Source organism: Oxalobacteraceae bacterium OTU3CINTB1, assembly GCA_024123955.1.
GTDB lineage: Bacteria > Pseudomonadota > Gammaproteobacteria > Burkholderiales > Burkholderiaceae_D > Rugamonas.
On sequence record CP099652.1, the window covers coordinates 2,106,615 to 2,118,837 of the forward strand.

Genomic DNA, 12,223 nt, shown 5'->3' on the forward strand with positions numbered 1-12,223 from the left:
TGCATGCCACGCACCCGACTCAAAATCTGCGGCCTGACCCGCGTGGAGGACGTGCAAGCGGCTGTGGCCGCCGGCGCCGATGCGATCGGTTTCGTGTTTTATCCGAAAAGCCCGCGCTATGTCACGCCCGAGCAGGCCGCCGCGCTGATCGCCGCCGTGCCGCCGTTTATTACCTGCACTGGGCTGTTCGTCAACGCCACGCCGGAGGAGGTGGCCGCCGTGGTGAAAGTGGCGCCGGTGTCGCTGATCCAGCTGCACGGCGACGAGACGATAGCCCAGTCGGCCGCCATCGCCGCCACCTGCGGGCGACAGTTCATGCGCGTGTTTCGCGTCAAACCCGACACCTTGCCGTCCGATTTGCTAGAATACGAACAACTATGCCGCGCCGCCAGTCCCCTGTTCACCAGTTTGTTGCTGGATACATATGTGGATGCCTACGGTGGCGCAGGAAAGGGTTTTGATTGGTCTCTCATTCCAAAAGATCTCGCGCCTCGGGTCGTTTTAAGTGGTGGCTTGAGCGTACACAACGCGACTGACGCGGTGGTCGGTGTACGCCCCTATGCCGTCGACATCAGCAGTGGTGTCGAAGCGTCCAAGGGGATCAAGGACGCCCGCAAGATCGCCGCCTTCGTCGCGGCGGTGCGGGCCGGAGATGACATGATTGAAAGCGAAACCCACCATGAAAGCACTACCTGAGATCGGCGCAGCCGCGCCCCTGTTCCACGCCAAAGACTACGAACTGCCCAACGCCAGCGGCCACTTCGGCCCCTACGGCGGCTCCTTCGTCGCCGAAACGCTGACCTACGCGCTGGCCGAGCTGAACCAGGCGTACGAGCGCTACAGCAAGGACCCGGAGTTCCTTGAGGAATTCCGCTATGAACTGAAGCATTTCGTCGGCCGTCCGTCGCCGATCTATCACGCCAAGCGCTGGTCCGAGCTGGCAGGCGGCGCGCAGATCTACTTCAAGCGCGAAGACCTGAACCACACCGGCGCCCACAAGATCAACAACGTCATCGGCCAGGCCTTGCTGGCCAAGCGCATGGGCAAGCCGCGCGTCATCGCCGAGACCGGCGCCGGCCAGCACGGCGTCGCCACGGCCACCATCTGCGCCCGTTTCGGCCTCGAATGCGTGGTCTACATGGGCAGCGAGGACGTCAAGCGCCAGGCGCAGAACGTCTACCGCATGAAGCTGCTGGGCGCGACGGTCGTGCCGGTCGAGTCCGGTTCCAAGACGCTCAAGGACGCGCTCAACGAGGCCATGCGCGACTGGGTCACCAACATCGAAAACACCTTCTACATCATCGGCACCGTGGCCGGCCCGCATCCTTACCCGATGCTGGTGCGCGACTTCCAGTCGGTGATCGGCGAGGAATGCCTGGTGCAGATGCCCGAAATGACCGGCCGCCAGCCGGACTACGTGATGGCCTGCATCGGCGGCGGTTCGAACGCGATGGGGATTTTCTACCCATATATCGACCAGAAGCAGGTGCGCCTGATCGGCGTCGAGGCGGCGGGCGAGGGGCTGGACGGCGTCAAGCACGCGGCCTCGCTGACCAAGGGCTATCCGGGCGTATTGCACGGCAACCGCACCTACCTGCTGCAGGATGAGAACGGCCAGATCATCGAGACGCATTCGGTCTCGGCGGGCCTGGACTATCCGGGCGTGGGACCGGAGCATGCTTACCTGAAGGATATTGGCCGCGCCGAGTACGTCTCGATCACCGACGAGGAGGCGCTCAAGGCATTCCACGATTGTTGCCATATCGAGGGCATCATCCCGGCGCTGGAATCGTCGCACGCGCTGGCGTACGCGGTGAAGCTGGCGGCCACCTTGCCGAAGGATCAGATCATTCTGGCCAACCTGTCGGGCCGTGGCGACAAGGACATGCACACCGTGGCGGAGCGGATGGGTTTGAACTTCAACTAATCCATCCAATAACCTTACCAAGGAAAACCATGTCCAGAATCGCACCAACCTTCGCCGCCCTGAAGGCGGCCAATAAAACCGCGCTCGTCACCTTCATCACCGCCGGCGATCCGGGGCCCGAGCATACCGTTCCACTGATGCACGCGCTGGTCGCGGGCGGCGCCGACATCCTGGAACTCGGCGTGCCGTTTTCCGATCCGATGGCAGAGGGCCCGGTCATCCAGCGCGCCTGCGAGCGGGCGCTGGCGTTTGGCGTCGGCATCCGCGACGTGTTCGAGTACGTTGCCGAGTTCCGCAAGACTAACCAGACTACGCCGGTGGTGCTGATGGGTTACGCGAACCCGATCGAGCGCATCGGCGCCGCCGCCTTCATTGCCAGATCGAAGGAAGTGGGCGCCGACGGCGCCATCGTGGTCGACTATCCGCCCGAGGAGTGCGAAGAGTTCGCCGCCGCCATGCGCGCGGCCGAGCTCGACCTGATCTTCCTGCTGGCGCCGACATCGACCGAGGCACGCATCCAGCAGGTGGCCAAGGTCGGCGGCGGCTTCAGCTATTACGTCTCGCTCAAGGGTGTCACCGGTGCCGGTAATATCGATACGGTGCAGGTGGCCGAGCGCCTGAAAGAAATCCGCAAGCACGTGCAACTGCCGATCGGCGTCGGCTTCGGCATCCGCGACGGCGCCACCGCGCGCGCCGTGGCCGAGGTGGCCGACGCCGTCGTCATCGGCAGCCGCATCGTGCAAGAGATCGAAAAGCACGGCAAGGAAGGTTCGGTTGCGGCCGTCGAAGCTTTCGTCCGCGACATCCGCAGCGCCCTCGACGCCTGACCGGTTTTAGAAGGCCGTAACACCCGCCGGCCGCTTGGCCACCATCAAATTCCGACCGCTCACCTTGATACATAGTTAAGTACTGACTATGTTGAAGGGGAGCGGTCGTGCGCTTTGAATGGGATGCCCGTAAGGCCAAAGCCAACTTTCGCAAGCACGGCGTGAGCTTTGAAGAGGCGCGCAGTGTCTTCAATGATCGCGACGCGAAGCTGGAATTCGATGACGACCATTCGGAACTTGAAGACCGGTTTCTCCTTATTGGGGTGAGCGAAAAAGATCGCGTACTTTTAGTGTCCCACTGCTACCGGTCGGGCGAGCTGGTGCGTATCTTTTCCGCGCGAAAAGCCTCCCCCAGCCGCCGACTAACGTATTAAGGTGAAAAAGATGCGTAAAGATGATTTTTCAAAGGCCATCCCCAATCCGTACTTTGAGCGGCTCAGCAAAGAAATTACATTCCGATTGGATTTTGATTCACTCGCGTACTTCGAAAAGCTGGGCGAACCCTACGGCATGTCCGCCGAGGACATGATTTTCCGGTACTTGCGGCACATGGCCGGTTCCGGCTATAAAGCTGATCTCGGTTTGCTAACCCTGGAGCAGCGCCGTGAACTGGAGTTGTCTATCAAAAAAGATCAGAAGGACGAGGTTTGATCGGAAGCCTGCTAGTAGGGGATTCCCTCTAAATCCGCGCGAATTCCATGACGAAAGCTAAAAATTATTGTATTGCAATGTTCGACAGGCGTACAAGAAACGGCTACACTTCGGCCACAAGTTAGCTGCAAGGAGAATTTATGAGTTGGTTGGAAAAACTGCTGCCCCCAAGAATCCAGCGTTCCGACGTTGCCGCCCGCAAGACGATGCCAGAGGGCCTGTGGGTCAAATGCCCATCGTGCGAAGCCGTCCTGTACCGCACCGATCTGGAATCGAACCTGCATGTTTGCCCTAAATGCGACCACCACATGCGCATCCGCGCGCGCGAACGCCTCGACAGCCTGTTCGACGCCGGCGGACGTTATGAAATCGGCATGGACACGCTGCCGGTCGATACGCTGAAGTTTAAAGACAGCAAGAAATACCCCGACCGCCTCAAGCAGGCGATGGAAGCGACCGGCGAGACCGACGCCATGATCGTCATGGGCGGCGCCATCATGAGCATGCCCGTCGTCGTGGCCTGCTTCGAATTCGAATTCATGGGCGGCTCCATGGGTTCCGTGGTCGGCGAGCGCTTCGTGCGCGGCGCGCAAGTGGCCCTGGAACAGAAAGTGCCGTTCATCTGCATCACCGCCACCGGCGGCGCCCGCATGCAAGAGGGCCTGCTGTCGCTGATGCAAATGGCGAAAACCACCGCCATGCTGACCAAGCTGTCCGAGAAGAAGCTGCCGTTCATCAGCGTGCTGACCGATCCGACCATGGGCGGTGTGTCCGCCTCGTTCGCCTTCATGGGCGACGTCGTCATCGCCGAGCCGAAGGCGCTGATCGGCTTCGCCGGCCCGCGCGTGATCGAAAACACCGTGCGCGAAAAACTGCCGGAAGGTTTCCAGCGCTCCGAGTTCCTGGTCACCAAGGGCGCCGTCGACATGATCGTCGACCGCCGCAAGATGCGCGAAGAAATCGCGCGCCTGATGGCCTTGCTGCAAAACCAGCCGGCCGAGGTTATTGCGTAACCTTATCGCATAGCCAATATTGCAGTTTCAATGCCCGGCACAACGGCGCGCAATCGGATATCATCCGGCCTGCGCGCCGTTGCCATTTTCAGAGTCTTATCATGTCGAACCTCCCAACCACTTTGCCCGCCTGGCTTGCGCTGATTGAATCGCGCCACGCCGAAACCGTCATCAACATGGGCCTGGACCGCGTCCTGGCCGTCAAGGAACGCTTGCAGCTGAGCTTTAGCTGCCCGGTCGTCATGGTGGCCGGCACCAACGGCAAGGGTTCGACCTGCGCCATGCTGGAATCGGTGCTGCTGCGCGCCGGCTACAAGGTCGGCCTGTACATCAAGCCGCACTTCCTCGACTTCAACGAGCGCGCGCGGATCAACGGCGACCTGGCCACCGACGAAGTGCTGGTCGACGCCTTCAACGCCGTCGAGGCGGCGCGCGGCGACATCCCGCTGACCTATTTTGAATTCACCACGCTGGCCATCATGAAGCTGCTGGCGGACGCGGGCATGGATGTCGTCATCCTGGAAGTCGGCCTGGGCGGGCGTCTGGACGCCGTCAACATCGTCGACGCCGACGTCGCCATCGTCACCAGCGTCGATATCGACCACACCGACTATCTTGGCGACACGCGCGAGAAGATCGGCTTCGAGAAGGCCGGCATCTTCCGCGCCGGCAAGACGGCAATCTGCTCCGACCCGGTGCCGCCGCAGTCGCTGATCGACCACGCCGAGGCCATCGGCGCCGACCTGTGGCTGATGGGCCGCGATTTCAACTATTCCGGCGACAAGCAGCAGTGGAATTATGGCGGCCGCTCGCAGCGCCGCAATTCGCTGGCCTATCCGAGCCTGCGCGGCGCCAACCAGATCCTCAATGCGTCCGCCGTGCTGGCCGCGCTGGAGGCGCTCAAGCTGGAATTGCCGGTCGGCGCGCAGGAAGTGCGCACCGGCCTGGTCACGGTGGAGCTGCCGGGCCGCTTCCAGGTGTTGCCGGGCCGGCCGACGGTGATCCTCGACGTCGCCCACAATCCACACGCGGCCTCGGCGCTGAACCAGAACCTGGGCAATATGGGCTTCCACCCGTACACCTACGCCGTGTTCGGCTCCATGCACGACAAGGATATCGATGGCGTCATCGCTGCCATGTCTGAGCATGTGGACCATTGGTGCCTGACCAATCTGCCGTCGCCGCGCGCGGCCAGCGCCTCGGAACTGGCCGCGAAGGTGCAAATTGTGCAACCGGAAAAATCCGAACGCACCATCAATATCTTCGACGATCCGGCCGCCGCCTTTGCAAATGCGATGAGCCGGGCCGGGGAGAATGATAGAATTGTGGTCTTTGGATCTTTCCTCACGGTCGCAGGCGTCATGGCGGCGAGAAAATCCTCACTCCATTGAACGCACAGGACTGAAATCACGCATGGGCTTGTTCTCGAAATTCGGTAAAAACAAGCAAGAGACCGCCGGTCAGGACAGCGGCTATTACACCAGCGCGGATGATCAAGCCGCAGGCGAGCGCGCACGCTCCAAGCGCGCCTCGTCGGCCGACGGTCCGGCCAACTCGCGCCGCGCCAAGGACCGCGAGGCGGACGATCCGGTGTTGCCGGAAAAGAAACGCGCGCGCCGCCGCCTGGTCGGCGCCATCGCGCTGGCGCTGGCTGTCGCCGTCGGCTTGCCGATGGTGCTCGATTCCGAGCCGCGTCCGCTCGCGTCCGATATAGAAATCAAGATTCCGGCCAAGGATAAGCCGGCCACCGCGCGCGCGTCGTCTGCCGCCGTCCCGGCAAGCGCAGCCCTCGACAGCAAGGAAGAAATCGTCGACGACGTCAAGCCGGGCAAACCCGCTGTCGCGGCGGTCCGCGCCGCGCCGTCGGCCGAGGAGGTCATCAAGGCCGACAACGCCCGGCAGGAAGCCGAAGCCCAGGCCGATCTGAAGGCCGAGGCCAAGGCCAAGGCGGAAGCCAAGGCCGAGGCGCTGGCCAAAGCCAAGGCCGAGCATGAGTCCAAGGCACGGGCCGAGACCGAGGCCAAGGCCAAGCTGGATGCCGAGCGCAAGCGCGAAGGCGAGCGCAAGCTGGCCGAGGCGAAGGCCGAAGCAAAAGCCAAGGCCGATGCCGAGCGCAAGCTGGCCGACGCCAAACCTGCCGCCAAGCCCGCTGCCGACAAGGCGTCCGAAGACGCGCGCGCGCTCGCCATTTTGGAAGGCAAGGGCGCGGCCAAGCCGACCGCTGCCGCCGAATCCGGCCAGAAATTCGTGCTGCAAGTGGCCGCGCTGAGCGACCAGGGCAAGGTGGACGAGCTGCGCAAGAAGCTGAAGGACGCCGGCATCAGCTCCTTCACGCAGAAAACGCCTTCCGGCGAGATCACCCGCGTGCGCGTGGGGCCGTTCACCAACAAGGAAGAGGCGGAAAAAGTGCGCGCCAAGCTGAGCGGCATGGGCCTGAGCGGCCGCCTGGAAACGGTGTGATCCAGGCCGCCTGACGTGACGATTTTCGATTATCTGGTGATCTTCGTGATGGTCACGTCGGTCATCATCAGCATGCTGCGCGGGCTGGTCAAGGAAGTGCTGTCGCTGGCCGGCTGGGTGGTCGCCTTCGTGGTGGCCAACGCCTACGCCGCCGCGCTGGCCGTGATGTTGCCGGCCGTGGTGCCGGGCGAGGTGTTGCGCCTGATCCTGGCCTTCATCGCGCTGTTCATCGGCGTACGCATTTTGATGGGGCTGCTGGCGATGGCGCTGGGCGCCTTGCTCGACGCCGGCGGCCTGAGCTTGCTGGACCGCCTGCTCGGCGCCGTGTTCGGCGTCGGCCGTGGCCTTGTAATCGTGCTGACCGCCGTCATCTTGTGTGGGATGACGTCGCTCCCACAACAGGATTTCTGGAAGGAGGCGTTGCTCAGTCCGTATGCCGAGACCGGCGCCCGGCTCGTCAAGACCTTCCTTCCCGCTGCGATGGCGCAGCATGTGAACTTTTGAATTGCACCACCGTTTTTAATCTGCGTCTTTAATCTGCGTCTTTAATCTGTATTACCCAGTCCAGGAGCACCATCATGTGTGGCATCGTCGGCGTCGTTTCCCATCAACCTGTCAATCAACTGCTGTATGACGCCTTGCTGCTGCTGCAGCACCGCGGCCAGGATGCAGCGGGTATCGCGACCAATCACAGCAGCATGTTCGCCATGCACAAGGCCAACGGCCTGGTGCGTGACGTTTTCCGCACCCGCAACATGCGCACCCTGCAAGGCAACTCGGGCATCGGCCACTGCCGCTATCCGACCGCCGGCTCGTCGAGCGAGGAAGAGGCGCAACCGTTCTACGTCAACGCCCCGTTCGGCATCACCCTGGCGCACAACGGCAACCTGACCAACTGGGAACAGCTCAAGCAAGAGATGTTCAAGAATGACCGCCGCCATATCAACACCGACTCCGATTCGGAAGTGCTGCTCAACGTGCTGGCCCACGAAATCCAGAAGGCCACCACCGGCATCTCGATCGACGCCGACACCATCTTCGACGCCGTCACCGTGCTGCACCGCCGTGTGAAGGGTGGTTACGCCGCCGTCGCGCAGATCGCCGGCGTCGGCCTGCTGGCGTTCCGCGATCCGTTCGGCATCCGTCCGCTGTGCCTTGGCATCAACGAAACCGAGCAGGGCGCCGAGTACCTGGTCGCCTCCGAATCGGTGGCGCTCGAAGGCATGGGCTTCCGCTTCCTGCGCGACGTCGCGCCGGGCGAGTGCGTCTTCGTCGATGCCGACATGCAGCTGCACAGCCGCCAGTGCGCCGACAATCCGTCGCTCAACCCGTGCGTGTTCGAATTCGTCTACTTGGCCCGTCCGGACTCGGTCATCGACGGCGCCTCGGTCTACGCCACCCGCCTGAAAATGGGCGAGTACCTGGCCGAGAAGATCAAGCGCGAATTCAAGGACGGCGAGATCGACGTCGTCATGCCGATTCCCGATTCGTCGCGTCCGGCCGCGATCCAGCTGGCGCTGGCGCTCAACGTCGAGTACCGCGAAGGCTTCATCAAGAACCGCTACATCGGCCGCACCTTCATCATGCCGGGCCAGGCCGCGCGCAAGAAATCGGTACGCCAGAAGCTGAACGCGATCGCCTCCGAATTCAAGGACAAGGTCGTGCTGCTGGTCGACGACTCGATCGTGCGCGGCACCACCAGCCGGGAGATCGTGCAGATGGCGCGCGAAGCGGGCGCGAAGAAAGTCATCTTCGCCTCGGCCGCGCCGCCGGTGATCTACCCGAACGTGTACGGCATCGACATGCCGACCCGCGACGAGCTGATCGCCTACGGCCGCACCACCGAGGAAGTTTGCCGCGAAATCACCGCCGACCACCTGGTGTACCAGGACATCGAGTCGTTGAAGCGCGCCATCTCGGATGTGAATCCGGAGTTGAAGAACTTCGAAGCGTCGTGCTTCGACGGCATCTATGTGACGGGCGACGTGTCGAAGGAATACCTCGACAAGCTGGAGTACGCGCGCCACAACCCGAAGGCCAAGACGACCCACGAGGACGCCGGCCGCTCGCAACTGAATCTGAATCTCGCGACCGCCGAAGGCTGATGTCGCGCCCGGTACGGTTCGCCGTACCGGGCTTTTTTTTTGACCATTCCAAGCATATGAACGATAAGAAACACTACGGTTTCACCACCACCATCCTGCACAACGACCGCCTGAAGGGCATCGAGCACGGCTCGCTGCACAAGCCGATCCACACCTCGGTCGCGTTCGGTTATAGCGACGCGCGCCAGCTGGCGTCCGTATTCCAGGGCAAGGAGCCGGGCTTCCGCTACGGCCGGCAGGGCAACCCAACGATCTCGGCGCTCGAGGACAAGGTCAACAAGATGGAGCAGGGCGTCGGCACCTTGTGCTTCGCCACCGGCATGGGCGCGATCGGCGCCGTGTTCCAGGCGCTGCTGCGCGCGGGCGACCATGTCGTCTCGTCGGCCTTCCTGTTCGGTAACACCAACAGCCTGTGGCAGACCACGATGGCGCAGGGCGTCGGCGTGTCGTTCGTCGACGCCACCGACGTCGCCAACGTCGAGGCCGCAATTACCGACCAGACCCGCATGGTGTTTGTCGAAACCATCGCCAACCCCCGCACGCAGGTCGCGGACCTCAAGCGCATCGGCGAGCTGTGCAAGGCGCGCGGCATCCTCTACATCGTCGACAACACGATGACCACGCCGTACCTGTTCCGGCCGAAGTCGGTCGGCGCCGGGCTGGTGGTCAACGCGCTGACCAAATCGATTGGCGGCCACGGCAACGCGCTGGGTGGCAGCCTGACCGACACCGGCGAATACGACTGGACCAAATTCCCGAACATCTACGAGAACTACAAGAAGGCCGCCCCGCTGCAATGGGGGCTGGCGCAGATCCGCGCCAAAGGGTTGCGCGATTTCGGCGCCTCGCTGGGGCCGGAGGCGGCGCACCACATCGCCGTCGGCGCCGAAACCTTGGCGCTGCGCATGGAGCGCACCAGCTCCAATGCGCTGGCGCTGGCCGAGATGCTGGAGGCGGACGAGCGCGTGGCCGCCGTCCACTATCCGGGCCTGGCATCGCACCCGCAGCACGGCATCTCGAGCGAACTGTTCCGCAAGCACGGTTCGCTGCTCAGTTTTGAATTGAAGGATGGGATCGACTGTTTCGACTTCCTGAACCGGCTCAAGCTGGCGATCCCGGCGTCGAACCTGGGCGACACGCGCACCTTGGTGATTCCGGTCGCGCACACGATCTTCTACGAGATGGGCGCCGAGCGGCGCGCCTCGATGGGCATCGCCGAATCGTTGATACGGGTATCGGTCGGCATCGAAGACACCGACGACCTGCTCGACGACTTCGCCTGCGCCCTGGAAGGCTGCTAAACCGATATGGGAATTTCGCGTTTCTGTTTGACGGTCGCGGTGCTGTTGTCCGCGTCCGCTGCGACCCATGCCGGCGCGCCCGCTACCGATGCTGAGATCATGGCCATGATCAAGACCCGCGTGGATGTCGACCAGGCCGGCACTGGCATGGTGGTCGGCATCATCGACGCGCATGGCAGCAGGGTGCTAGCGTACGGGAAACTGAGCGAGGGCGGCGCGCCCGTCGATGCCGATTCCGTCTACGAGATCGGCTCGATCACCAAGGTCTTCACCGCCACCTTATTGAGCGACATGGCGCGGCGCGGCGAAGTCGCTCTTGACCACCCCGCCACGCGCTACCTGCCGGTGAAGCTGCCTGCCGTCGGCGAGCGCCAGATCACGCTGGCCGATTTGTCTTCGCAGCTGTCCGGCATTCCCGGCATCCCGTCCAATCTGGCACCCAAGGACGACAACAATCCGTTCGCCGATTACACGGTGCCGCAGTTGTACGCGTTCGTGTCCGGCTTCACGCCAGCGCGGCCGGCTGGCGAGAAGTATGAGTATTCCAACGCCGGCGTCGGCCTGCTCGGGCACATCCTGACATTGCGTGCAAAGACGGACTACGAAACGCTGGTACGCCAGCGGATCACCGGCCCGCTGGGCATGAACGACACGGGCATTTCGCTGACGCCGGCCATGCGCCAGCATTTGGCGGTGGGCTACGGGATGCCGGGCATGCCGGCGGCCAATTGGGATATGCCGGTGCTGGCAGGCATGGGCGCGTTGCGTTCGTCGACAGCGGACATGTTGAAATTTGTGGGCGCGAACATGGGCTTGGACAAGTCGCCGCTATACGGCGCGATGCAGGCCACGCATCAGGCGCGCCATGCGATAGAGGGCAAGCCGGGCCAGTCGGTGGCGCTGGGCTGGCATGTCCTGGAGCAGAACGGCTCGCGCATCGTCTGGCACAACGGCGGGACCGCGGGCTACCGCACGTATATCGGGTTTGACGAAGTCACGCGGCGGGGCGTGGTGCTGATGTCGAACTCGCACACGGGATCGGACGACATCGCGCGGCGCGCGTTGAACAGCGCATTCCCGATCATCGTTCCCAAGCCCATGGCGATGTAAGTGCGTTGCGAAAAACTCTGACCACAAATCTAAAACACTTCTAAAACACGTAGGGCGGATTAGGCAAAGCCGTAATCCGCCATCAATGAGCCGTCGACGAAGCATGCATGGCGGATTACGCTTCGCTAATCCGCCCTACGTGTCTCCACGACTAACCGAGGGTTTCTTACCAAACTTAGTGCCAGCTGCGCATCAGGCCGACCGCCAGGCCTTCCAGCGCGAATTCGTCCGCCTCGGGGTCGACCTTGATGATCTTGAAGTCCGGGTTCTCCGGCAGCAGCTCGACCAGCGTGCCGGTCTTGCGGTAGCGCTTGACCGTGACGTCGTTGCCGATCCGCGCGACGACGATCTGGCCGTTCTTGGCGCTGTCGACCTTCTTTACCGCCAGCAGGTCGCCGTCCATGATGCCGGCGTCGCGCATCGATTCGCCGCGCACCTTGAGCAGGTAGTCCGGCTTGGACGAGAACATCGCCGGGTCGACGCTGTAGCTGGCCTCCAGGTTTTCCTGCGCCAGGATCGGCGAGCCGGCGGCCACGCGGCCGATCAGCGGCAACGACATCATCAGTGACACCGGCACCTTCGGCGTGGCTGGTTCGGCGTGCACGCCCAGCAGACGGATGCCGCGCGAGGTGCCGGCGGCGATTTCGATGGCGCCCTTGCGCGCCAGCGCCTGCAGATGCTCCTCGGCCGCGTTGGCGGATTTGAAGCCCAGTTCGTTGGCGATCTCGGCGCGCGTCGGCGGGAAGCCGGTGTTTTCGATGGCATCCTTGATCAGATTGAGAATTTGTTCCTGGCGTGCGGTGAGCTTGATCATGAGTGCAGTTGGGCC

13 protein-coding genes are annotated in these 12,223 nt (G+C 63.0%); 12 read left to right on the top strand and 1 reads right to left on the bottom strand.

All coding sequences use genetic code 11. The features are described 5' to 3' along the window. Positions 1-3: 3 nt before the first annotated feature. The 12 genes from NHH73_09175 to NHH73_09230 all read left to right on the top strand — a co-directional run bounded on the left by NHH73_09175 (position 4) and on the right by NHH73_09230 (position 11,394). On the top strand, positions 4-696 hold the full coding sequence (locus tag NHH73_09175) for a phosphoribosylanthranilate isomerase (protein ID USX28434.1): 693 nt from the start codon (positions 4-6) through the stop codon (positions 694-696). Continuing rightward, on the top strand, positions 680-1,927 hold the full coding sequence (trpB, locus tag NHH73_09180; GenBank protein ID USX28435.1) for a tryptophan synthase subunit beta: 1,248 nt from the start codon (positions 680-682) through the stop codon (positions 1,925-1,927). Before NHH73_09175 ends, trpB begins: the two co-directional genes overlap by 17 nt. 29 nt (positions 1,928-1,956) lie before the next feature. Further along, positions 1,957-2,754, top strand: coding sequence for a tryptophan synthase subunit alpha (gene trpA, locus NHH73_09185; protein ID USX28436.1), 798 nt, complete (start codon positions 1,957-1,959; stop codon positions 2,752-2,754). Positions 2,755-2,861: 107 nt separating this feature from the next. After that, complete coding sequence (locus tag NHH73_09190) at positions 2,862-3,128, top strand: BrnT family toxin (GenBank protein USX28437.1); 267 nt, start codon at positions 2,862-2,864, stop codon at positions 3,126-3,128. A 10-nt stretch (positions 3,129-3,138) separates the two neighbouring features. Then, positions 3,139-3,405 carry an antitoxin gene (locus NHH73_09195; GenBank protein ID USX28438.1) on the top strand — a complete coding sequence of 89 codons (267 nt, stop codon included), beginning with the start codon at positions 3,139-3,141 and terminating at the stop codon, positions 3,403-3,405. Between the two features lie 140 nt (positions 3,406-3,545). Beyond that, entirely contained in the window at positions 3,546-4,418 is an 873-nt protein-coding gene (gene accD / locus NHH73_09200; protein USX28439.1) for an acetyl-CoA carboxylase, carboxyltransferase subunit beta, read from the top strand. 101 nt (positions 4,419-4,519) lie between these two features. Continuing rightward, on the top strand, positions 4,520-5,809 hold the full coding sequence (gene folC, locus NHH73_09205; GenBank protein ID USX28440.1) for a bifunctional tetrahydrofolate synthase/dihydrofolate synthase: 1,290 nt from the start codon (positions 4,520-4,522) through the stop codon (positions 5,807-5,809). Positions 5,810-5,831: 22 nt separating this feature from the next. Beyond that, on the top strand, positions 5,832-6,878 hold the full coding sequence (locus NHH73_09210; GenBank protein ID USX28441.1) for an SPOR domain-containing protein: 1,047 nt from the start codon (positions 5,832-5,834) through the stop codon (positions 6,876-6,878). A gap of 15 nt (positions 6,879-6,893) precedes the next feature. Next, positions 6,894-7,382, top strand: coding sequence for a CvpA family protein (locus tag NHH73_09215; protein ID USX28442.1), 489 nt, complete (start codon positions 6,894-6,896; stop codon positions 7,380-7,382). Positions 7,383-7,456: 74 nt separating this feature from the next. Next, positions 7,457-8,983, top strand: a complete 1,527-nt coding sequence (gene purF / locus NHH73_09220) for an amidophosphoribosyltransferase (GenBank protein USX28443.1) — start codon at positions 7,457-7,459, stop codon at positions 8,981-8,983. Between the two features lie 56 nt (positions 8,984-9,039). Then, positions 9,040-10,284: a cystathionine gamma-synthase family protein gene (locus NHH73_09225; GenBank protein ID USX28444.1), complete on the top strand. Its 1,245-nt coding sequence runs from the start codon at positions 9,040-9,042 to the stop codon at positions 10,282-10,284. A gap of 105 nt (positions 10,285-10,389) precedes the next feature. Beyond that, the gene (locus NHH73_09230; GenBank protein ID USX28445.1) at positions 10,390-11,394 is read left to right on the top strand and encodes a beta-lactamase family protein; all 1,005 of its coding nucleotides are present in this window, start codon (positions 10,390-10,392) and stop codon (positions 11,392-11,394) included. Between the two features lie 175 nt (positions 11,395-11,569). On the opposite strand, the gene lexA is transcribed toward NHH73_09230, so the two are convergent. Next, positions 11,570-12,208, bottom strand: a complete 639-nt coding sequence (lexA, locus tag NHH73_09235; GenBank protein ID USX28446.1) for a transcriptional repressor LexA — start codon at positions 12,206-12,208, stop codon at positions 11,570-11,572. Positions 12,209-12,223: the final 15 nt, after the last annotated feature.

Excerpts from the sequence above, each read along its gene's own strand:
- NHH73_09210 (USX28441.1), top strand. The coding sequence starts at position 5,832 with ATGGGCTTGTTCTCGAAATTCGGTAAAAACAAGCAAGAGACCGCCGGT.
- purF (USX28443.1), top strand. The coding sequence starts at position 7,457 with ATGTGTGGCATCGTCGGCGTCGTTTCCCATCAACCTGTCAATCAACTG.
- folC (USX28440.1), top strand. The coding sequence starts at position 4,520 with ATGTCGAACCTCCCAACCACTTTGCCCGCCTGGCTTGCGCTGATTGAA.
- NHH73_09230 (USX28445.1), top strand. The coding sequence starts at position 10,390 with ATGATCAAGACCCGCGTGGATGTCGACCAGGCCGGCACTGGCATGGTG.
- trpA (USX28436.1), top strand. The coding sequence starts at position 1,957 with ATGTCCAGAATCGCACCAACCTTCGCCGCCCTGAAGGCGGCCAATAAA.
- trpB (USX28435.1), top strand. The coding sequence starts at position 680 with ATGAAAGCACTACCTGAGATCGGCGCAGCCGCGCCCCTGTTCCACGCC.
- accD (USX28439.1), top strand. The coding sequence starts at position 3,546 with ATGAGTTGGTTGGAAAAACTGCTGCCCCCAAGAATCCAGCGTTCCGAC.
- NHH73_09175 (USX28434.1), top strand. The coding sequence starts at position 4 with ATGCCACGCACCCGACTCAAAATCTGCGGCCTGACCCGCGTGGAGGAC.
- NHH73_09225 (USX28444.1), top strand. The coding sequence starts at position 9,040 with ATGAACGATAAGAAACACTACGGTTTCACCACCACCATCCTGCACAAC.
- lexA (USX28446.1), bottom strand. The coding sequence starts at position 12,208 with ATGATCAAGCTCACCGCACGCCAGGAACAAATTCTCAATCTGATCAAG.
- NHH73_09195 (USX28438.1), top strand. The coding sequence starts at position 3,139 with ATGCGTAAAGATGATTTTTCAAAGGCCATCCCCAATCCGTACTTTGAG.